General features: G+C 57.9%; 18 protein-coding genes. 4 read left to right on the top strand and 14 right to left on the bottom strand.

Annotated elements, in window-relative coordinates:
* Position 1 precedes the first annotated feature (1 nt).
* Genes ACQUTP_RS10215 through ACQUTP_RS10230 form a run of 4 tightly spaced genes read right to left on the bottom strand, consistent with a single transcriptional unit; the run spans position 2 to position 4516 of the window.
* A complete protein-coding gene (locus tag ACQUTP_RS10215) occupies positions 2 to 1006 on the bottom strand; it encodes an ABC transporter permease (RefSeq protein ID WP_004885814.1) in 1005 nt (334 codons plus the stop codon).
* A complete protein-coding gene (locus ACQUTP_RS10220; RefSeq protein WP_004885817.1) occupies positions 1003 to 1992 on the bottom strand; it encodes an ABC transporter permease in 990 nt (329 codons plus the stop codon). Before ACQUTP_RS10220 ends, ACQUTP_RS10215 begins: the two co-directional genes overlap by 4 nt.
* Positions 1989 to 3491 (bottom strand): sugar ABC transporter ATP-binding protein, encoded by a 1503-nt coding sequence (locus tag ACQUTP_RS10225; protein ID WP_025999138.1) that lies wholly within the window; start codon positions 3489 to 3491, stop codon positions 1989 to 1991. Before ACQUTP_RS10225 ends, ACQUTP_RS10220 begins: the two co-directional genes overlap by 4 nt.
* 44 nt (positions 3492 to 3535) lie before the next feature.
* On the bottom strand, positions 3536 to 4516 hold the full coding sequence (locus ACQUTP_RS10230; protein WP_004885820.1) for a sugar ABC transporter substrate-binding protein: 981 nt from the start codon (positions 4514 to 4516) through the stop codon (positions 3536 to 3538).
* Between the two features lie 408 nt (positions 4517 to 4924).
* Between ACQUTP_RS10230 and ACQUTP_RS10235 the strand changes: the two genes are divergently transcribed.
* Positions 4925 to 7234 (top strand): molybdopterin-dependent oxidoreductase, encoded by a 2310-nt coding sequence (locus ACQUTP_RS10235; protein WP_285755661.1) that lies wholly within the window; start codon positions 4925 to 4927, stop codon positions 7232 to 7234.
* A 126-nt stretch (positions 7235 to 7360) separates the two neighbouring features.
* Here the strand turns inward: ACQUTP_RS10235 and ACQUTP_RS10240 are convergent, their stop codons facing one another.
* Together ACQUTP_RS10240 and mtnC are read right to left on the bottom strand one after the other, a co-directional pair.
* Entirely contained in the window at positions 7361 to 7903 is a 543-nt protein-coding gene (locus ACQUTP_RS10240; RefSeq protein ID WP_004885825.1) for a 1,2-dihydroxy-3-keto-5-methylthiopentene dioxygenase, read from the bottom strand.
* A complete protein-coding gene (mtnC, locus tag ACQUTP_RS10245) occupies positions 7900 to 8589 on the bottom strand; it encodes an acireductone synthase (protein WP_004885828.1) in 690 nt (229 codons plus the stop codon). The genes ACQUTP_RS10240 and mtnC overlap by 4 nt, the downstream gene beginning before the upstream one ends.
* A 141-nt stretch (positions 8590 to 8730) precedes the next feature.
* Here mtnC and ACQUTP_RS10250 point away from each other — a divergent pair, with 141 nt between their 5' ends.
* A complete protein-coding gene (locus ACQUTP_RS10250) occupies positions 8731 to 9876 on the top strand; it encodes a pyridoxal phosphate-dependent aminotransferase (protein WP_170921476.1) in 1146 nt (381 codons plus the stop codon).
* Here the strand turns inward: ACQUTP_RS10250 and ACQUTP_RS10255 are convergent, their stop codons facing one another.
* From ACQUTP_RS10255 to dsbG, 4 genes are all read right to left on the bottom strand, one after another.
* Positions 9877 to 10503 (bottom strand): IbrB-like domain-containing protein, encoded by a 627-nt coding sequence (locus ACQUTP_RS10255; protein WP_004885834.1) that lies wholly within the window; start codon positions 10501 to 10503, stop codon positions 9877 to 9879.
* Entirely contained in the window at positions 10488 to 11711 is a 1224-nt protein-coding gene (locus tag ACQUTP_RS10260) for a phosphoadenosine phosphosulfate reductase (RefSeq protein ID WP_004885837.1), read from the bottom strand. Before ACQUTP_RS10260 ends, ACQUTP_RS10255 begins: the two co-directional genes overlap by 16 nt.
* A 114-nt stretch (positions 11712 to 11825) precedes the next feature.
* A complete protein-coding gene (gene citR, locus ACQUTP_RS10265; protein ID WP_049004684.1) occupies positions 11826 to 12758 on the bottom strand; it encodes a DNA-binding transcriptional repressor CitR in 933 nt (310 codons plus the stop codon).
* 179 nt (positions 12759 to 12937) lie between these two features.
* A complete protein-coding gene (dsbG, locus tag ACQUTP_RS10270; protein WP_004885845.1) occupies positions 12938 to 13687 on the bottom strand; it encodes a thiol:disulfide interchange protein DsbG in 750 nt (249 codons plus the stop codon).
* A 410-nt stretch (positions 13688 to 14097) separates the two neighbouring features.
* Here dsbG and ahpC point away from each other — a divergent pair, with 410 nt between their 5' ends.
* Together ahpC and ahpF are read left to right on the top strand one after the other, a co-directional pair.
* Positions 14098 to 14661 carry an alkyl hydroperoxide reductase subunit C gene (ahpC, locus tag ACQUTP_RS10275; RefSeq protein ID WP_002894394.1) on the top strand — a complete coding sequence of 188 codons (564 nt, stop codon included), beginning with the start codon at positions 14098 to 14100 and terminating at the stop codon, positions 14659 to 14661.
* A gap of 242 nt (positions 14662 to 14903) precedes the next feature.
* Complete coding sequence (ahpF, locus tag ACQUTP_RS10280; protein ID WP_017899084.1) at positions 14904 to 16469, top strand: alkyl hydroperoxide reductase subunit F; 1566 nt, start codon at positions 14904 to 14906, stop codon at positions 16467 to 16469.
* Between the two features lie 77 nt (positions 16470 to 16546).
* Here ahpF and uspG read toward each other — a convergent pair whose 3' ends face one another.
* The 4 genes from uspG to dcuC all read right to left on the bottom strand — a co-directional run bounded on the left by uspG (position 16547) and on the right by dcuC (position 20016).
* Positions 16547 to 16975, bottom strand: a complete 429-nt coding sequence (uspG, locus tag ACQUTP_RS10285) for a universal stress protein UspG (protein ID WP_002894401.1) — start codon at positions 16973 to 16975, stop codon at positions 16547 to 16549.
* Positions 16976 to 17163: 188 nt separating this feature from the next.
* Positions 17164 to 17574 (bottom strand): nucleoside diphosphate kinase regulator, encoded by a 411-nt coding sequence (gene rnk / locus ACQUTP_RS10290; RefSeq protein ID WP_004885849.1) that lies wholly within the window; start codon positions 17572 to 17574, stop codon positions 17164 to 17166.
* Between the two features lie 178 nt (positions 17575 to 17752).
* Positions 17753 to 18550 (bottom strand): ribonuclease I, encoded by a 798-nt coding sequence (gene rna / locus ACQUTP_RS10295; protein WP_117263396.1) that lies wholly within the window; start codon positions 18548 to 18550, stop codon positions 17753 to 17755.
* A 92-nt stretch (positions 18551 to 18642) separates the two neighbouring features.
* Positions 18643 to 20016, bottom strand: coding sequence for an anaerobic C4-dicarboxylate transporter DcuC (gene dcuC, locus ACQUTP_RS10300; RefSeq protein ID WP_023319964.1), 1374 nt, complete (start codon positions 20014 to 20016; stop codon positions 18643 to 18645).
* Between the last annotated feature and the right edge of the window lie 303 nt (positions 20017 to 20319).

Consider the following 20319-nt stretch of genomic DNA (forward strand, 5'->3'; position numbering starts at 1 on the left):
TTTAGCGATGCGTTTGGCGCAGACGCGCCTGCCAGAAGGATAGGGCGAGGGCCACCACCAGAATCACGCCGACCAGCGCGTCCTTCACCAGATAATTGAGGCCCATCAGGTTCAGACCATTATCAATAATGGCGAGGAACAGCACGCCGCCGAGGGTGCCGGCGATGCTGACCCGGCCCAGACGGTTAAAGGCGGTGCCGATAAACACCGCCGCAATGGCGTCCATCAGGTAAGACTGCCCGGCCAGCGGGGTAAATTGCCGCAGGTTGGCGGAGAGGATCACCCCGCCGACGGCGCAGAGGGCTGAGGCGGCCACCAGCACGCCGAGCATGGTCAGGCGATCGCGGATCCCGGCGATGCGCGCCGCTTCGCTGTTCTGACCGATGGCGCGGATATATTTGCCCCACAGGGTGCGCTCGGTCACCAGCCAGGCCGCCAGCCACAGCACCAGCACGATCGCTACCGGCGTGGGGATCCCGCCAAGGTTACCCACCGCCAGGTCGTGATACTCGGGAGCCATCCGCCGATAGGCTATCGCGCCGCCGCCATCGGTATAGATACGTTCGGCGCTGCTGGCGATAAACCAGGTGCCGAGGGTGGCGAGGAAGGGGCGGATCCGGCAGATGAGGATCAGAAAGGCATTGAGCAGGCCAATCAGCACCCCGCCGAGCAGGGCGCAGCCCACCGCCGCCTGCCACGGCAGATGCCAGGTTTTCAGGGCGACGAGGGCGAAGGCGGCGCCGAAATCGAGCGCGACGCCCACCGACAGGTCAATCGCCCCGGCGCTGACAATCAGGGTCATCGCCATCGCCACAATCAGCAGGATCGCGCTGCCCTGCAGCAGGTTGGCCCAGTTATCCACGGTTAAAAATACTGGATTCGCCCAGCCGAACAGGGCGATGGCCAGCAGGGTGATGATGCCGAATCCGGCCCGCGACAGCCAGGCCAGCGGGCTGCTGGCCGTCTGTTCCGCAGGAGCTGGGGTTTTCAGAGTGATTTGGCTCATGCCTCGCCTCCTTTGTGTCTGACCGCCGAGGCCGCCAGTACCACCAGGATCAGGCCGCCTTTAATGGCGCCCATCCAGAAGATATTGACCCCCAACAGGCCGAGTCCGTTAGAGAGGGCGTTAACCAGAATCGCCCCCAGCAGCGCGCCCCAGATGGTGACTACCCGACGGCGGGAGAAGGCGGCGCCGATAAAGGTCGCGAGCACGGTTTCCAGCAGCAGCGGCGTGGCCGTTCCGCTGGAGCTGCCGGAGCCCTGGCTGAGCAGCGGCAGAATAGCCAGCCCGGCGGCGATGCCGGCTAACAGCCAGACCTGCAGGGTTAAGCGGCGCACGTTCAGGCCGCTCATTTGCGCCATATCGCGATTGCCGCCCACCGCCTGCACATGCTGACCGAAGCGGGAGTGATGGAGCAGGAACTGGAACAGGATAAATACCCCCAGCAGATAGACCAGCGGCCAGGGCAGGCCGAGGAGGCTGTTATCGCGAAAGGCGACCATCAGCGGATCGCTGACCGCGATGCGCCGCTGGCCGGTCAGCAGGTCCGTCAGGCCGGTAAACGCCACGGAGGTCGAGAGGGTAGCCAGCAGCGGCGGCAGGCCGGCCGCCAGCACCAGGAAGCCGTTGATCGCCCCGCAGAGCAGGCAAACCGCCGCCAGCAGCGCCAGCAGCAGGAGATACGGCGTGTGCCATTCGGCCAGCCCGAGGCTGAGCAGCGCGACGCCGAGCACCGCCGTCGCCGGCAGGGAGAGGTCGATGCCGCCGGAGACCACGTCATCTCCGCCAACGGCGATGACGCAGACCAGGCCGAAACAGAGGATCGCCAGCGGAACGCTCTGGACCAGCATCAGGCTGATATTTTGCCAGCTGAGGAAGTAGGGCGACTGCACGCTCAGCCACACCAGCAGCGCCAGAAACAGGATCAGGGGGAATTTTTCAACAAGCGTCGCCAGGCCCGGACGGCCGCGACGCTGGATAGCGGTATTCATGGTGAAGGCTCCTGTCCGCCGTTGATCGCCACCAGCAGGGCGTCGAGGGTCAGCCCGCGGGTGGGCAGATTCGCCGCCAGCGCACCGCGCCAGAGGACGAGGATCCGGTCGCATAGTCCGAGCAGTTCGGTGGCGTCGCTGGAGGAGACCAGCACCGCCCGCCCTTTATCGGCCAGCTGGCGCGTACGTTGATAAATATCGCGGCGGGCGCCGATATCAACCCCGAGGGTGGGTTCATCGAGAATAAACAGCCGGGCATCGGTGCCGAGCCAGCGGGCGAGGATCGCTTTTTGCTGGTTGCCGCCGCTCATGTAGCGTACCGGCAGCGCCGGGCGACCCGGGCGGATCGCCAGCTGTTCTATCCAGTCGCGCGCTTTCCTCTCGGCGATCCCCCGCCGCTCCCAGCCAAAGGTGGCGGTCTCCGGCAGCGAGGCGAGATTAATATTGTCGGCGGTAGTGAAGGAGAGGATAAGCCCCTGATGGCGGCGGTCGCGCGGGACCAGCGCCATTCCGGCGCGGATCGCCTGCTTTGGCGTACGGATTCGTCGCGGCAGGCCGTCGAGATGGATAGTGCCTCGCTCCGCCGGGCGCAAGCCGTAGAGTAAGTCCACCAGCACATCGCGCCCGGCGCCGAGCAGGCCGGCGACGCCGACGATCTCCCCCGGGTGAATATCAAAAGAGAGATCCTGCAGCTGCCGTCCGTCGCTCAGCTGGCGCACCGAGAGCAGCGGAGCCTCCCCGTTGTCTGCCGCCGGGCGCTGGCGCGGAGTATACAGCTGGTCGATTTCCCGGCCGACCATCATGGCGATCAGCGCCTCGGTATTCTGCAGCAGGTCGCGGTCGGGATAACCGACCACTTCCCCGTTGCGCAGCACAGTGCCACGGTCGCAGAGGCTGGCTATCTCATTGAGATAGTGGGAAATATACAGAATGGCAATGCCCTGGTCGCGCAGGCGCAGGATGGCGGAGGTGACCAGACTGGCCTCCTGGGCCTCGAGGGGGGCGGTGGGCTCGTCGAACACCACAAGCCGCGCCGCGCCGTCGATCAGCGCGCGGGCAATCTGCACCAGCTTGCGCTCGGCCAGGCTCAGGTCTCGCACCAGACGTTCGGGGTCGATCGCCAACTGCCAGTTTTGCTGGAAAAATTGCGCCGTGGCGGCCTTCATCCGTCGGCGATCCAGCGCCCCCCAGCGGGTGCGATACTCCTGGCCCAGAAACACCGATTCCGCGACGGTAAAGTGCGGGATCAGGTTGAGCTCCTGGTGGATAACGCGGATGCCGGCGGCTTCGATGGCTGCCGGGTTGCCGAGGGGCAGCGGGCGACCGTCGAGGGTCGCGCTGCCGCTGTCGGCCTGATAAACGCCGGCGAGGATCTTGATCAGCGTCGATTTACCGGCGCCGTTCTCGCCAATCAGGCCATGAATCTCCCCCGGATTGAGGCGCAGGGTAACCGCATTAAGCGCCATTACGCTGGCAAAACGTTTGCCGATCTGGTCCATGACCAGACCCGCGGCGGGGCGCTCCCCGCCAGGGTGTTGATTTATCACTGCAGTTCGCCGTATCCCAACTGTTTATACACCGCTTTCGCTTCCTGCGGACCTTTCACCGGTATCACCGGGATAAAGGTTTGCACCGGCAGTTTCTGACCGGCAAAGTAGCGGGCCACGTTGTCGGCGGAGGTCTGGCCGATCAGATGCGGCTGCTGCGCGACGTTAGCCACGAAGGGACTGCCGGGCTCCGCCATGATCTCCAGCGTTTCCGGACCGGCGTCGATGGCCGTCACTTTCACGTCCTTATCACGGCCGGTCTCTTCCAGCGCCTGGACGATACCGATGGCCGGTTGATCCCAGCAGGCGACATGGATGGCGTCCAGTTTGCCTTTCGGATACTGGCTGAGTAATTCGAGGGTTTTCTTCCGCGCGTCTTCCGGCGAGTTGGCGAACTGTTCCGCGAGCTCGGGCTGGATAATATGAATATCCGGGTAATCCTTAAGGACATATTTCCACTGATCGTAACGAATTCCGCAAATACGCAGCGCGCTGGAGAACGCGTTAAATACAGCGACGTTGCCTTTACCGCCTAATTCGTCCGCCATGTAGCGACCGATGGTGGAGCCCAGAGTGTAGTTATCGGAGGTGGTATTATTGACCGAATATTGTGAAACATGATCCACGGTGAATACCGGGATACCAGCATCACGCAATGCTTTAAATTTGGGTTCGACGGCGCTGTCGCCGAGAATACTAATTACCGCATCCACCTTGCGTGACAGTAAAATATCGTGATTATTGGCATGAACCTGATTATCCCGGCCGCCATCGACGCCAATGACTTTGCCTCCCAGTTTCTCCACTTCCTCTGTCGCGCCTTTAAAAGCTTCGCGATCCCAGAAATGCTGGGTGCCTACTACGGCAACGCCAATGGTTTTTCCCTGTAAGGAGAGGGTATCAGCGGCAGTGACGCTCAGCGAGGCAAGGGAAAGCAGTCCCAGCGCGGCAGGCAATAATTTTCTCTTCTGCGACATTGTTATTATGATCCTGTGATGAAGGTGGTTGCGGACCGGTAGCATGACAAGAAGCACCTCGCCACCTCAAATACAAAATAAGTCTAAGTTATGCCGGCAATGTTATATCGCGGAAACGCCAGAGAAAAAGTTTATTTTGTCATGAAGAACCTGAAAATATTTCATGATGGCGGATAGGCCTTTTTATTTTGTGGTTTTATTTTTGGCTTATTCCGTGTTTATTTAGCAGATAAAGACAATTTTCTGTTTATTATGAGTGTATGGGAAATACGGCATCTACAGAGAAAAAGAGAAGATTACGCGGGCTAAAGCTTTTTTTAGCAGCGCAATGTCTGGCCGGGTAAGCAATATTACCGCATTTCCCCGCTTTATTTTAACGAACCTGAGGCTGAGAAGAACGCGGGCGCTATGAAGAAACAGCATAATTATACGGTGATGCACTGGGGAACCTGGCAGGTGGAGAGCCGCGAGGGCGAGATCGTGGCGGTTAAGCCGGTGCCCTGGGATAAAAACCCTTCACGCATCGGTCAGTCGCTCCCCGACGCGGTGACCAGCCAAACGCGCATTCGTCGCCCGGCGGTACGCGCCGGCTATCTGCAGCACGGGCCGGCGTCACGAGAAGGGCGAGGCAAGGAGCCCTTTGTCGAAGTCAGCTGGGAGGTGGCCCTGGACCTGGTGGCTCGCGAGCTGCGCTCGGTCAAGGCGCGCTGCGGCAATGAGGCGATTTACGGCGGCTCCTACGGCTGGGCCAGCGCCGGGCGCTTTCACCATGCGCAGAGCCAGCTGCACCGTTTTCTTAAGGGCTTTGGCGGGTATACCGCCAGCACCAATACCTATAGCAGCGCCGCGGGCGAGCGCATTCTGCCGCATATCCTTGGGCCGCTGAGCCCGCTGCATCGTCAGCATACCCATTTTTCCGAGCTGGCGCGGGAGTGTCAGCTGTTTGTCGCGATTGGCGGCCTGCCGCTGCGCAATGCCCAGGTCAACGGCGGCGGCGCCAATGACCATATGTTGCCGTACTGGCTGGATAAGATGCAGGCCAACGGCACGCGGTTTATTAATATCAGTCCGGTGCGCAATGACCTCAGCGCGGTGCCCGACGCCGAGTGGCTGGCCATTCGGCCGGGCACCGATACCGCACTGCTGCTGGCGCTGAGCTATGTGCTGATCGCTGAGTCCCTCTACGACCAGGCGTTTATCGCCAGCCATACCGTCGGGTTTGCCCCTTACCGCGCGTATCTGTTGGGCGAGCATGACGGCATAGCGAAAACACCGGCGTGGGCGGCGGCAATTACCGGCCTTGACGCCCAGCGCATCGCCGAGCTGGCGCGGGAGATGGCCCGCCACCGGACGATGGTGAATATCTCCTGGTCCATCCAGCGCGCCCGTCAGGGGGAGCAGGTCTACTGGGCGACGGTGGCCCTGACCGCGCTGCTGGGACAGATCGGCACGCCGGGCGGCGGCCTCGGGTTTGGCTATGCCTGTACCAACCTGGCGGGGGCGGTGCGAAAAGCGTTTTCCGGCCCGCGCTTGCCCGCCGGCGAAAATGCGGTGGACAGCGTTATCCCGGTGGCGCGGCTGTCCGATATGCTGCTGCACCCGGGAGAAGCCTATGAGTTCGACGGTCAGCTGCTGCATTATCCCGACATCCGTCTGGTCTACTGGGCGGGAGGCAATGCGTTTCACCATCACCAGGATATTAACCGACTGTGCGAGGCCTGGCGCCGTCCGGAGACGGTGGTGGTGCATGAGCAGTACTGGACCGCGCAGGCCAAATTCTCTGACATCGTTCTGCCGGCTACCACCTCGCTGGAGCGAGAGGATATCGGCAGCGGCGGTCATGACGGATTTATGATTGCCATGAGCGCGCAGATCCCGCCGGTGGGCGAGGCGCGTGATGATTACGCTATTTTCCTCGATCTTGCCGGGCGGCTGGGCTTCGGCGAACTGTTCAGCGAGGGGCGGGACGCCGGGCAGTGGCTGCGCTATCTCTATGAGGAGTCAAGGCCGCGGGCGCAGGAGGAGGGCATTGCGCTGCCCTCGTTCGAGGATTTCTGGCAGCAAGGGGTGCTGGAGTACAGCGCGCCGGAGCGGCCGCAGGTCTTTCTCGCCGATTTTCGCGCCGATCCGCAGCGCTATCCGCTTTCCACGCCCTCCGGCAAGATTGAACTCTTTTCCTCTACCGTCGCCGGGTTTGGCTATCGCGAATGCCCTGGCCATCCCTGGTGGGATGAGGAAGAGGCTGCCCGGCAACGACTGGAGGCGGCGCGCTGGCCGCTTCATCTGCTCTCCAGTCAGCCACGCGCCCGCCTGCACAGCCAGTATGATCACGGCAGCGTCAGTCGGGCGACGAAAATTCAGGGACGCGAGCCGCTGTGGATGCATCCGCGGGACGCGCAGGCAAGAGACATCCACGAAGGCAGCGTGGTGAAGGTGTATAACGACCGCGGGGCGATTCTGGCGGGCGTGCATTTGAGTGAACAGATTTTGCCGGGGGTGGTACAGATGTCCACCGGCGCCTGGTATGACCCTCTGGATCCGAATGAAAAAGGAACCCTCGATAAGCACGGTAATCCCAACGTGTTAACCGCGGATCGCGGCAGTTCGCGCCTGGGGCAGGGCTGTAGCGCCCAGAGTTGTTGGGTGGAAATCGCCCCGTGGCGAGAGGAACTGCCGCCGATCACCGCCTTTGACCCGCCGAAGTTTATTGCGGTTTAAGCGTGGGAGGATCGCCGGCGGCGGGGCGGATAGCCCGGAGAAGGCGCAGTATGCGCCGCCTCCGGGAAAGCGCGGGCCAGGCAGTTTAAGGCTCCTGACCAGGCGGTAATGGATGACAGGACGACGTTACGCCAGCCGTGGGTAGGCGCTGGCGATATCGTCGCCGGTAAACTGGGCGATCCAGCCTTCCGGGTTATCAAAAATGCGAATGGCGGTGAAGTTCGGTTCTGATCCCATATCAAACCAGTGCGGAGTGTGGGCAGGAACCGAAATCAGATCGTTCTTTTCGCACAGCACCTGGAACACCTCGTCACCAATGTGCAGGCAGAACAGACCGGCGCCCTCGACAAAAAACCTGACCTCGTCTTCGCCATGGGTGTGCTCATTCAGGAATTTTTCCCGCAGCGCCTCTTTCTGCGGGTTATCGGCGCGCAGGCTGATGACGTCCCAGCTCTGATAGCCCTTTTCGGCGACCAGTTTGTCAATCGCATGCTGATAGGCGGCAATCACCGTTTCTGCGCTGGGGTCTGCGCCGAGGTCGCGGTCGGCCTGCCAGCGTTCGAAACGGACGCCTTTGGCGTTAAGCTGCTCCTGAATCGCTTTGGCGTCGGTGCTGTGCCAGACCGGCGTTTGCGGATCGGTCACAGAAAATAGGGTTAATGCGCTCATGCTGGGATCTGCTCCGGATGAATGTCGTCAAAACGCTGAACCTGAGGGTGGTGGCTTGCCGGGTCGCGATCGCCGCGTACCAACTGGACAGTGCGCAACCCCGCGGCTTCGGCGGCGTCGAGTTCCTGATGGATATCCGACAGGAACAGGATGGCCCCGGGGGCGTGGCCCAGGTGTTCAGCAATGTTGCGGTAGGACTGCGCTTCGCGTTTAGCGCCTACCAGGGTATCGAAATAGCCCGTAAACAGATGAGTAATATCACCTTCATCGCTGTAACCAAATAACAATTTCTGCGCTGCCACGGAGCCAGAAGAATATACATACAAATCAATGCCCTGTGCTTTCCATTTCTCCAGCGCCGGCAGCACGTCCGGGTAGAGATGGCCGGTAAAGTCGCCGTTGAGGTAGCCATCGCGCCAGATGATCCCCTGGAGTGCCTTCAGCGCAGTGGATTTACGGTCTTCGTCCATAAAGGCGAAGAGGGTAGCAATCAGGTCGGCGGTGCTGGCGGCGGGGGAGTCTGTCTCTCGGCGCAAGTTGTCGAGAATCGTTCTCACCGGCTCAGCGTGCTGTTGAGCGGTCACAAAGCCGGCCAGTCGTTCGCGGGCGTAGGGGAACAGCACGTTATGCACGAAGCGGATATCGCTGGTAGTGCCTTCGATGTCGGTCACGATGGCGCGGATCATGGTTTCTCCAGAGTGGGCGTAGCGTGGAATAACATTAGCATTTAGACGTCTAAGCGTCTTGATTGCCAAATATTAACATCGTGTTATAGTGGCTTCAACAACAGCATTACAATCGGTAAAACAAGAATGAGCAATAACCCGTTGATTCCAGAGAGTAAACTCCCGGCGCTCGGTACCACCATTTTTACCCAGATGAGCGCCCTGGCCCAGCAGCATCAGGCCATCAACCTGTCTCAGGGCTTTCCCGATTTTGACGGCCCGCGCTATCTTCAGGAGCGTCTGGCGTACCACGTGGCGCAGGGGGCGAACCAGTATGCCCCGATGACCGGCGTGCCGGCGCTGCGCGAGGCGATCGCTGACAAGACGGCGGAGCTGTATGGATATCGACCCGACGTCAACAGCGATATCACGGTCACCGCCGGGGCGACGGAGGCCCTGTACGCGGCGATCACCGCCCTGGTGCGCCGTGGGGATGAGGTGGTCTGTTTCGATCCCAGCTACGACAGCTATGCCCCCGCGGTGGCGCTGGCCGGCGGCGAATTACACCGTATTGCGCTCCAGCCGCCGCATTTTCGCGTCGACTGGCAGCAGTTTGCCGCGACGCTGAGCGACAAAACCCGGCTGGTGATCCTCAATACCCCGCACAACCCCTCGGCCACGGTCTGGCAACGCGAGGATTTTGCCGCCCTGTGGCAGGCGATAGCCGAACGTGAGATCTATGTTCTCAGCGACGAGGTCTATGAGCATATCAACTTTGCCGAAGACGGCCACGCCAGCGTGCTGGCGCATCCGCAGCTGCGCGAGCGGGCGGTGGCAGTCTCTTCGTTTGGCAAAACCTTTCATATGACCGGCTGGAAGGTTGGCTACTGCGTGGCCCCGGCGGCCATCAGCGCGGAGTTGCGTAAGGTTCATCAGTATCTGACCTTCTCGGTGAATACCCCGGCGCAGCTGGCGATCGCCGATATGCTGCGCGAGGCGCCAGAGCACTATCTCGAGCTGCCGGCGTTTTATCGTGAACGCCGCGATCTGTTTATTGAGGCGCTGCGCCCCAGCCGGCTGGAACTCCTGCCCTGTGAGGGCACCTACTTCCTGCTGGCGGACTACAGCGCCCTCTCCGATCTTGACGACGTGAGCTTCTGCCGCTGGCTGACGACAGAGGTTGGGGTGGCGGCGATCCCGCTCTCCGTCTTCTGCGCCGACCCGTTCCCGCACAAGCTGATCCGTTTGTGCTTCGCTAAACAACCGGAGACCCTGCTGGCCGCGGCGGCGCGTTTGTGCCAGCTATAGTTATTTAATGGTCCATGCCTGAGAGAACTGGCGGCCGGCGAACATTTCCGTCAGGCCGCTGATTTGCTTCAGACGCAGTACCTCATCGGCATCCATCCCCAACTCTTTGCCGATCTTTTGCGGTGTCCAGCCGAGCCGGGTCAGCTCGCGCACAATCTCCGACATGGCGTGGATTTGGTGACGTCCCCGCGCCCGGTTGTGGCGTATGGTTGCCGCCATCAGCCCATCGCGGGAGGCGGTTTCATTCGGCAGACAGGTCACCGGCAGATAGCCATGCAGGGCATTTTTCAATGACGCTTTGCTGCAGGCCAGTTCATGACGGTGAAAACCATCGACAATGGTATACGCCTGCGGACCCTGGCGGATGACCACCACCGGCTGGGTAAAGCCATCGGCTTCCAGCGAGGTCTGCAGCAGACGTTTTTCCGGCGGCGCCACGTTGTTCGGATTGTAGTCATTGGGGGCGACCTGCTCCTGTTTGACCCACAGCACGCAGTCAACCGGCTGGGAGCGGAAGGGGCTGCGCTGGTGGAGCACATGGCGAAACGCGTTGATAGCCTCGATGCGCGCTTCATCATCCAGCGTTTGCAGGAAAGCGTCCAGCGCCTGCGTTAGTTGTTGTTGCATAATATCCCCCATTGTTGACGATGTTTTTCCATACGTTTTCGGTAGCGCTGATAGTGACTGCTTTTGGTCGGACTGAACGAGAGCTGACGGCACCAGTAGTCGTTATTGAGCAGCACTTTGCAGACTCGTCGCCAGGAGGGGATATCCTTTGTGCCAATGTCCCCGGGCTGGGTGTCGGGAATATCTTCCATCCCTTTTTTCTGATACCAGCGCAGGTAGACGGCGATTTTATTGCGATAGTGCTCGGCGGTGGTTTCCGGCATGCTGTCGAGCAGGAAAAGAGCATAGCTTTTCCATGTCAAATGGTCGGGTTTGTCGATTTTTCGGTGACCGTAGAACTGATTGTCATGCCCGGCATAGACGCCGCCGCTGTGCGCGCCGCTGACCCGCTGACACATCGCGGCCCAGCGTTCCGGCTCCAGCACATGGTACAGCCACAGCCCCTGGCGCTGCTCCGGACCGAAGGGTTCGCAGATGCGCATGTAGCGCAGCGGCACCCCGGCCTGATACATCAGATCGTACAGCGGGTTATAGGGCTGGCCGCTTCTGGCAAACCAGGTCCAGATATCGGCGGTTTTCCAGTCATAGAGCGGGTAGATGTACCAGGCGTGTCCCCCCGGCGCCGAGGTGGTCCACGGTTTATCGTCAGCGAAGCGTTGTTTGCGCTGGGAAGAGATGGTCATAAAGCGATTCAGCGACTCATCAGCCCGAATGCCCACCAGCACGGCGGCGGGCCGCCGCTGGGAAAACCACTCGGCAAAATGGCTGACGAAAGCCTCAAAGCTCATTCCGGGTTGGTAGAAGGGGAAATAATCCGGGTGGGCGATCGCCCCTGGCGGCGGCTGGCGGACCCAGCGGGCTCCGGGCTCCCAGCATTGCCATTGCGGCTTATACTGCGTCAGGGCATTTTGGGTCGTGAGCGGCAGGGCGACCCAGTAAAAGGTGTCGATGACATCCTGATACAGGGCGCGCAGTTTTTCACAGTGGGCGATGGTGCAAGAGAACTGTGCTTCCCAGTCAATAAACAGTACGCTGATTTTCTTGCCCTGTAACCGAGCTGCCTGCGCGGTTAAATGCAGCATAACGGTGGAGTCTTTTCCGCCAGAGAAAGAGACGCAAACGCGTGAAAAATTATCCAGAACCCATTGGATCCGCTGTTCCGTCGCCTGCAGCACCGACTCCGGTAAGGGATATTTAATAAACGACATGACCATTAATCCTTTAATACGAGATATTCCCATTTGGTCAGTATAAACGATGAGGGCCGGGAGTTTAATGGTCGTTTTTTTTATTCGGACAATGTGGGGTAAATAGTGGATATGTTATCCATTGTTATTAATTTGTGGTTGTGATGCTACTCTATCATCCATTAGAATGCTGATTAATTCAGATAAGAAATGATTCTGCGAAGATGAATGATGGTGGTTAATGTATATTGTGATATCCGGGAAGAGATTGTCTATATTAATGACGTGAAGCTGCATAGTGGGTGAAATAAAATCAAATAAATAGGAAGGAACGAAGCCAATTAAGTCGGTTTTACTGATCATATTAAGAATGGTCATAAACGAGTCACTGCGAAAGGCGATATTGTTCGGGTTCAGCCACGGCATGCTGCTCTGCTGAACGCGCTGAATCACGGGATCGTTGGTGATGAAGTGGGTAAAAAACTCCTGCGCCAGCGCTTCAACCGATGTGAGTTCCTCACGCCGCGGATGGTCCCTCCGGCACAACGCCAGCGTCTGCACCGTCTTATAGGGCTGACAAATAGTAGCGCGGTTGTTGATGGGCATTCGGGTGAATACCAGATCCGCCTGGCGATACGCCAGCAACTCCTCCGCCGATTCCGTGGTGGTCAGGTTATGGTGCTCAATCTGTAAATTAGCCTGATGACAGAGCTGGTTAATCATAAAATGGCTGTTTACTGAACAGAACAGCGGCGGGCCATATATCACAATACGCTTTCGCAGTTCGGTGCGTTTATTGAGATTGATTGTTTTTTCCAGTTGTTCAAGGTTTTGTTGCAGATGATAATGAAGATTGACGGAGGCGGTGGTGGGCGTCATGCCTTTCCCGACCCGAACAAATAGCGGATCATTTAATTGTTGGCGCAGACGCTGCAATGACTGACTCACCGCCGACGGGGTGATAAATAACGTCGCCGCCGCTTTGCTGATGCTTAAATGTTGATATATACACTCAAAAATAACCAATAGGTTTAAATCGAACTTTTTCAGGTCGTAAAGATTTGCCATTAATGCAGTCCTGTGTATTATCAGTGCGAATTGAAATATTCATAATAAGAATGTTGAATGGCTTAATATGCGTGGTGTGAATTTATTTTTGGCCAGTAATATTAAGCTTTGCTTAATATATCTTATTGTCGATAGCGGCGCCAGCGGTGGTTGTTGTCTGGCGCCACTCCACAATAAGATTATTTCTTTTCACCCATCATAATTTGTAGCTTCTCTTTATCCGGCAGGCCGACCACCTGCTGCAGCATATTGTCCTTATTCATATAATAAATGGCTGGCGTGACGTTGGCCCCCAGATCGTCCATCAGCTGCTGATTGACGTTGAGCATTTTCATTTTCTCGGGCGGGATAGCCTTTGGGATCGTCAGGGCCATTTTGCCGTTCGATTGCTCGTAATCATGCCAGGTTTTCGCCGGATCTTTACTGGCGAGAATCGCTGCGGCAGTGACCGGGCTCTCCGGCTTGATCACGCCCACCAGCAGGGTGCGGATCTGCACTTTACCGGCGTCTACCCAGGGACGGGACTGCTGCCAGAACTGTTTGCAGTAAGGGCAGAAGGGATCGGCAAAGACATACAGCACGATGGGGGCGTCTTTGTTGCCATCCTGCAGCCAGTGGGCGCTGGCCATCTTCTTCCACATCTCTTGTCCCGCCGGCGTGTAGAGTTCTTTTTGAAACAACTGCTCGCTGAGGTTGTTGCCGTTCTCGTCATACATATAGCCGGAAATGGCATGTTTGCCGTCTGGCGTGAGGTAGATGGCGACGCCCATATCCTGGTATTTACCCAGCCAGCCTTTCATTCCCCCCGGCGCGTCAAAGGGTTTGATGATGGTAATGCCTTGTTTTTCAATAGCTTTTACCGGGGCGGGTAGTTCTTCCGCATAGCTGCAAAAAGGCAAAAGGCTGAGCAACAGCAGACGTTTTAACATGAGTATTCCTTGTAAAATCAGCAGGAAAGGAAGAAAGATTGCCAAACCTATTACAGTTATAGGCAGGATCAGCAGAACGACGGATTGCCCTTTCCTGGCGTGGGTGATGTAATCCTGGATGCTGTTACATTAAGGTAATGTAGAGCGCAACACATAGCCAGTCTGACTGGCGCTGAACCTACCTTCGGGTATTTCAGGTAACGGGGCCGCCTGAAAAGGTGGCCTTTTTACTTTTGTCGCGGCAAATGATGCGAAAAACAGCGAACAGCGCTGAACGCGTCGCCAGGTTCACAAAGTTGTCTTGTTCCGGTTGTTAGATAACGCTTATTGATTCGATAATGTAAACGCATTGGTCGGGTCAGGAAAAATTCGTTAACTTAGACCTCAACGAAAACACGGAGGAAGTATAGATGTCCTTAATTAACACCAAAATCAAACCGTTCAAAAACCAGGCATTCAAAAATGGTGAATTCATCGAAGTCACCGAGAAAGACACCGAAGGCCGCTGGAGCGTCTTCTTCTTCTATCCGGCTGACTTCACATTCGTCTGCCCGACCGAACTGGGCGACGTGGCTGACCATTACGAAGAACTGCAGAAGCTGGGCGTAGACGTTTACTCTGTTTCTACCGATACCCACTTCACCCACAAAGCGTGGCACAGCAGCTCTGAAACCATCGCGAAAATCAAATACGCGATGATTGGCGACCCGACTGGCGCCCTGACCCGTAACTTCGACAACATGCGTGAAGATGAAGGTCTGGCTGACCGCGCCACCTTCGTGGTTGACCCGCAGGGTATCATCCAGGCAATCGAAGTTACCGCTGAAGGTATCGGCCGTGATGCGTCTGACCTGCTGCGTAAAATCAAAGCGGCGCAGTATGTTGCTTCCCACCCAGGCGAAGTGTGCCCGGCGAAATGGAAAGAAGGCGAAGCGACGCTGGCTCCATCTCTGGACCTGGTCGGTAAAATCTAAATTTCCGTCGCCTTTCACGCTATAGCGGCGTTGGCGTTGCCTGCTCACCCCGGTCACTTACAGGTGTAAGCTCCCGGGGATTCTCAGGCTAGCCGCCTTGCTCTGGCGCGAAATGCTCAGGAAATTGCGTAGATTATCAGGGCGCTTTGGCGCCCATTTTATTCCAACACCATGATGCAAGCGCATTCAGGCAGCCTGACAAGGCCGCTTGCATGATGATGTTTTAAGCCCAGGAGATAACAATGCTCGACACCAACATGAAAACCCAGCTCAAGGCCTATCTTGAGAAGCTGACTAAGCCTGTTGAGCTGATTGCCACGCTGGATGACAGCGCTAAATCGGCAGAAATCAGGGAACTGCTGGCTGAAATTGCTGAACTGTCAGACAAAGTCACCTTTAAAGAAGACAACACGCTGGCGGTACGCAAGCCATCGTTCCTGATTACTAACCCAGGTTCCGACCAGGGCCCACGCTTTGCGGGCTCCCCGCTGGGCCACGAGTTTACCTCGCTGGTGCTGGCGCTGCTGTGGACCGGCGGTCATCCGTCGAAAGAGGCCCAGTCTCTGCTGGAGCAGATCCGCGATATCGATGGCGACTTTGAGTTTGAAACCTACTACTCGCTCTCCTGCCATAACTGCCCGGACGTAGTCCAGGCGCTGAACCTGATGGCGGTGCTCAACCCGCGTATCAAACATACGGCGATTGACGGCGGGACGTTCCAGAATGAGATCACCGAGCGCAACGTGATGGGCGTGCCGGCGGTGTTCATGAACGGCCAGGAGTTTGGTCAGGGACGGATGACGCTGACGGAAATCGTCGCCAAAGTGGATACCGGTGCGGAAAAACGCGCAGCGGAAGAGCTGAATCAGCGTGACGCTTACGATGTGCTGATCGTCGGTTCCGGCCCGTCCGGCGCGGCGGCCGCGGTTTACTCTGCGCGTAAAGGGATTCGTACCGGCCTGATGGGCGAACGCTTCGGCGGCCAGGTGCTGGATACCGTGGATATCGAAAACTACATTTCGGTGCCGAAAACCGAAGGCCAGAAGCTGGCCGGGGCCCTGAAAGCGCACGTTAGCGACTATAACGTCGATGTGATCGACTCCCAGAGCGCGACCAAACTGACGCCGGCGGCGACAGAGGGCGGCCTGCACCAGATCGAAACCGCCTCCGGCGCGGTGCTGAAGGCGCGCAGCGTCATCATTGCCACCGGGGCGAAATGGCGCAATATGAACGTGCCTGGCGAAGATCAGTATCGCACCAAGGGCGTAACCTACTGCCCACACTGCGACGGTCCGCTGTTTAAGGGCAAACGCGTGGCGGTAATTGGCGGCGGTAACTCCGGCGTGGAAGCGGCTATCGACCTGGCGGGCGTCGTGGAGCACGTGACCCTGCTGGAATTCGCACCGGAGATGAAGGCCGACCAGGTGCTGCAGGATAAAGTCCGCAGTCTGAAGAATGTCGATATCATTCTCAATGCGCAGACTACGGAAGTGAAAGGCGACGGCAGTAAGGTCACCGGTCTGCAGTACCGTGACCGGGTGAGCGGCGATGAGCATCATGTCGCGCTGGCGGGTATTTTCGTGCAGATCGGCCTGCTGCCTAACACCACCTGGCTGGAAGGCGCGGTTGAGCGTAACCGTATGGGTGAGATCATCATCGATGCGAAGTGCGAAACCAACGTCAAAGGCGTATTCGCCGCCGGTGACTGCACCACTGTGCCGTACAAGCAGATTATTATCGCGGCAGGGGAGGGGGCGAAAGCGTCGCTGAGCGCCTTTGACTACCTGATCCGCACGAAAACCGCATAACAAGTCAGACAATAGACCTGCATAACCAAGAGGCTACCCTGGGGTAGCCTCTTTTTTTATGCTCTTTTTCTTCACCCTTACCTGACGACCATCACCGGGATATGGGCATGACGGATGACGCTCGAGGCGTTGGATCCCAGCAGGTGGGTACTGATGGAGGGATTGCGTGAGCCAATCACCACCACGTCGGCGTTTATTTCACTGGCCAGTTCGTTGACCATGTCGCGCACGCTGCCGAAACGCACATGCAGCTTGATACGTGAGGGGTCAATGCTGAAATGGCTGACCATGGTCTGCAGGCGGGTTTCCGCCTCATGCTGCAGATGCTCCTCAAAACGCCGCAAGTCGGCGGTAAACCGGCTCATGGTGAAGCTCGCTGAACCGGGTAATACGTGGAGCAGATGGATTACCCCGTCCTGCTGGGCCAGAAACTCCGCGTGCCGGACGGCTTTATCGCTCAGCGCCATCTCAAAGACATCAACCGGCATAATGATAGTCTTATACATATGCAATCCTCCTTGTTCGTTTGCGTCTATATCAACATATTATATGCGGATATTGTGTCATTCAGGTCGCAAAACTGTCAGTCAGGCAGGCGCAAAGCGTAAAAAAAGGTTAGCGGGGGGCAAGACAGCAGAAAGAGGATGTGTGGACATCCTCTGAATAAAGCGCGATACGCCTCAGGCAGCGGAGATTAGCGGTGGAATTCGCCAGCGGCTTCCGGCTGGTACAGCAGCGCCAGCACTTCCAGGTGCGTTGACGCCCCGCCCGGCAGCTCCCAGTGAATGGTGCTGCCGACCTTGAGGCCGAGCAGAGCGGCGCCCACCGGCGCGAGGACCGAGAGCTGGCTGGCGCTGTCGGTCACCTGCGACGGAAACACCAGCGTCCGCACGCGCTCTTCGCCGCTGGTTAAATCGCGGAATTTAACCGTACTGTTCATGGTGACGACATCGTGCGGCATCGCTTCCGGCGCCAGCATTTGCGCGCGGTCGAGCTCGTCGTTCAGGGCATCGGCAACCGGCGAGCTGGCGAAAGCTGGCTGCTCCAGCAGCCTGTCGATACGTTCGGCATCCAGTTCGTTAATGATGATTGCGGGTCTGGTCATTGCATACTCCATGTTATCCAGGAACCTGTCCGTAAAAGAAAACCCTCGCCGAAAAAGGCAAGGGTTAAGGTTCTCCCATCATACTGAGAGTTGCCGGCAGTTTGAAGTGATGAAACGCACAATCAGCGCGCAACGACCCCCGGCGAACGACGTTTTCTGGTCAGCACGCGGCGTCGCGCTAGTGGCCAACCTTATCGAGGATAAACTGCGCGCCGCAGTTACCTGGGTGAGGCTGAGGCAAAAAGGCGGAAGTGGCCAGCGGGGCATTGATGGTCGCGGCGTTGAGCGAGATTTGCATCTCGGTCAAATAGGCCGGATTACCGTTACAGGTTAATTTAAACGCCTTCACGCTCTGCGGACCCCAGGCGTGGGCCACAGCGGCGTCGAAGTCGGCGCGGCTAACGGTTTGGCCATAGTGTTTGGCAATGAAATCGCCCACCGGGCTGCGCTTAATTTCTCCATTCAGGCGCACCATGGCGCCAAAATAGCTGTCGGGATCGAAGCCGAAGCAGACGCCATGTTTGGCGTATTCGTAACGTTCGAGGCAGGAGGTGCCGCCCGCGCCCGGCATCACGCTATTCAGTTTGTTGGCCATCTCCAGCGACAACCCGGTCTCCGCCGCCTGACATTTGCGGTTCGCTTTCACCTCCGGCATGTCGGGCACCGGGCGCGTGGCGCAGCCGTAGCGCATCCAGCGTCGTTCATCCACTCCGCGCGCGGCAATGGACTTTGGCAGCCCGGGCCACAGGCCATGCACGGTCAGAAAATCGGCTTTATTCGCGGTTTCCTGCTGCAGGCGACACTCTTCCGGTTCGTTGCGGTTACGGTCATACATGCTCTGACAGAATCCGGTTTGCCAGGAGAGGGCCAGGACATAGCGGTCAAAATCAGCGTATCGCGTCGCGGTGAGCGGTTCAGCGCCGGCCTGAGTGGCGGTAAGCACAAGGGCAAGCGCGGCGAATTCCTTCCTGAACATGTTTATTCCTGATTGTGGATGGCAAAAGATAACGGGGGGTTATTAAAGCATAAAAAAGGCGCCTGCTGGCGCCTTTTCACGTGGTTAGACCATTAGTGGACCGCGCTGCCGGGGACGAGGATCTCGGTCGCGACGATCACCACCAGCAGGCCAACCATCACCGGCACCGAGGTGCGTTTGACCACTTCGAACGGGGAAATCTTCGCCATCCCGGCGACGGCCACCACCACGCCAGAGACTGGCGATATTGTGCGGCCAAGGTTCGAGGCCTGCAGCATCGGGATCGACAGATAGGCCGGATTGATGCCGGAGGAGTGCGCCAGCTTGGGGATCATCTCGACAAAGGCGTAGAACGGGGCATTGCCGGAGCCGGTGGTCATCGCCGCCAGCATGGTCAGGATCACCAGCACCAGCATCAGAATAATACTGGCCGAGCCGAAGGAGGTAGCGATGGAGATCAGACCATTGATGAAGCCGATGGTGCTTAATCCCTGAGCAAAAACGCCGGCGGCGACCAGCAGCATCACCACGCCGGCGAAGGCGTCAGCCATCCCGCGGTAGGCGACTTCCAGTCCGCTGAAGACGTTTTTGGTGTTGAACCCGCGCAGGAATTCGAGGATCGCCGCCAGCAGCATGCAGCCGACGAGGATGGTAATAATGTGCAGTTCCGGTCCCCATTTGCCATCGAAGATCAGCACGCCAATAATCGGCGTAAACGGCAGGATGGCGTACAGCGCCGGAGCGTTGGTGGTGATCTCGTTGACGTCGAGCATTTCGTGGGAAATGTTCTCTTTTTTATCCAGGTAGCGCTGCCAGAAGAAGTGGGCGATCGCCATGCAGATGATAGCGGCGATGGAGATCGGCAGCGTGGTCTTAAAGGCAAAGTCGATCAGCGGCATTTCGGCCGCTTTGGCCGCCAGCACGACGTCGCCCGAGGTGGGCGAAAGGATAATCGCCGCCGGCGAGGCGCAGATGGCCGCCGCCGCCCCGCGGCTGATACCGACGTTTACCATCACCGGGAACAGGGTCGCCATCAGCAGCACGCCGAGGCCGGTCGCGGAGGAGACGGCCAGTGACATCAGGCAGGCGACAAAGTAGGCGGCAATCATCAGCAGATAGGGCGAATTGATATAGCGCAATGGCTTTGAGGCTAATTTCACCACCATATCATTGGCGCCAATATGAGTCATATAAGTGGCAAAGCCGCACAGCATCATGATCATCATACCCAGATCGCCGCCACGGCTCATGAGGAGAATCTTAATGTATTCAATAATGTCAGTGGCGGAGTAACCGGTGCCCGCGGTATTGCCTGGTAAGACTTTATGTCCCAGCAGGGCGCTGACGATCAATAAGATTAAGCCCCCGACGAACAGCACCCCGGTGGCCGAGTAGCCTTTGATGATATAGCGGGCGACGCCCACAATGACCACGATCCCGATCAGGATCTCAATAAACGTCAGCATTTATTACCCCTAAGCCCAAAGAATATGTAGTGAAAAAGCGTCACACCAAATTTTAATGTGCGAATGTGCCGAAAAAACGGACGAAACTCGCTGATGCAAATCAATAAAGCGACAAGAACTACGCGTCCCCGTTACGCCTGGATATAATCACCAGATGGATAGTTAAGTGGTTCTGATGGTCAGCGGGAGAAAATCAGGAGTTTGCCTTATTTCGTTCAACCTGTATTGAGACTATCTTTGCTATTTTAGGTGGCTTTTAAATGAAAGTGGTAATAGAAAAGTGTTGATGTTACGTCGTTTTTC

Source organism: Klebsiella sp. 2-CIP_Kleb., from assembly GCF_050378715.1.
GTDB lineage: Bacteria > Pseudomonadota > Gammaproteobacteria > Enterobacterales > Enterobacteriaceae > Klebsiella > Klebsiella quasipneumoniae.

What these genes read in the sequence shown, in the direction of transcription:
- ACQUTP_RS10215 (WP_004885814.1), bottom strand. Translation starts at nt 1,006, where the DNA reads ATGAGCCAAATCACTCTGAAAACCCCAGCTCCTGCGGAACAGACGGCC.
- ACQUTP_RS10220 (WP_004885817.1), bottom strand. Translation starts at nt 1,992, where the DNA reads ATGAATACCGCTATCCAGCGTCGCGGCCGTCCGGGCCTGGCGACGCTT.
- ACQUTP_RS10225 (WP_025999138.1), bottom strand. Translation starts at nt 3,491, where the DNA reads ATGGACCAGATCGGCAAACGTTTTGCCAGCGTAATGGCGCTTAATGCG.
- ACQUTP_RS10230 (WP_004885820.1), bottom strand. Translation starts at nt 4,516, where the DNA reads ATGTCGCAGAAGAGAAAATTATTGCCTGCCGCGCTGGGACTGCTTTCC.
- ACQUTP_RS10235 (WP_285755661.1), top strand. Translation starts at nt 4,925, where the DNA reads ATGAAGAAACAGCATAATTATACGGTGATGCACTGGGGAACCTGGCAG.
- ACQUTP_RS10240 (WP_004885825.1), bottom strand. Translation starts at nt 7,903, where the DNA reads ATGAGCGCATTAACCCTATTTTCTGTGACCGATCCGCAAACGCCGGTC.
- mtnC (WP_004885828.1), bottom strand. Translation starts at nt 8,589, where the DNA reads ATGATCCGCGCCATCGTGACCGACATCGAAGGCACTACCAGCGATATC.
- ACQUTP_RS10255 (WP_004885834.1), bottom strand. Translation starts at nt 10,503, where the DNA reads ATGCAACAACAACTAACGCAGGCGCTGGACGCTTTCCTGCAAACGCTG.
- ACQUTP_RS10260 (WP_004885837.1), bottom strand. Translation starts at nt 11,711, where the DNA reads ATGTCGTTTATTAAATATCCCTTACCGGAGTCGGTGCTGCAGGCGACG.
- citR (WP_049004684.1), bottom strand. Translation starts at nt 12,758, where the DNA reads ATGGCAAATCTTTACGACCTGAAAAAGTTCGATTTAAACCTATTGGTT.
- dsbG (WP_004885845.1), bottom strand. Translation starts at nt 13,687, where the DNA reads ATGTTAAAACGTCTGCTGTTGCTCAGCCTTTTGCCTTTTTGCAGCTAT.
- ahpC (WP_002894394.1), top strand. Translation starts at nt 14,098, where the DNA reads ATGTCCTTAATTAACACCAAAATCAAACCGTTCAAAAACCAGGCATTC.
- ahpF (WP_017899084.1), top strand. Translation starts at nt 14,904, where the DNA reads ATGCTCGACACCAACATGAAAACCCAGCTCAAGGCCTATCTTGAGAAG.
- uspG (WP_002894401.1), bottom strand. Translation starts at nt 16,975, where the DNA reads ATGTATAAGACTATCATTATGCCGGTTGATGTCTTTGAGATGGCGCTG.
- rnk (WP_004885849.1), bottom strand. Translation starts at nt 17,574, where the DNA reads ATGACCAGACCCGCAATCATCATTAACGAACTGGATGCCGAACGTATC.
- rna (WP_117263396.1), bottom strand. Translation starts at nt 18,550, where the DNA reads ATGTTCAGGAAGGAATTCGCCGCGCTTGCCCTTGTGCTTACCGCCACT.
- dcuC (WP_023319964.1), bottom strand. Translation starts at nt 20,016, where the DNA reads ATGCTGACGTTTATTGAGATCCTGATCGGGATCGTGGTCATTGTGGGC.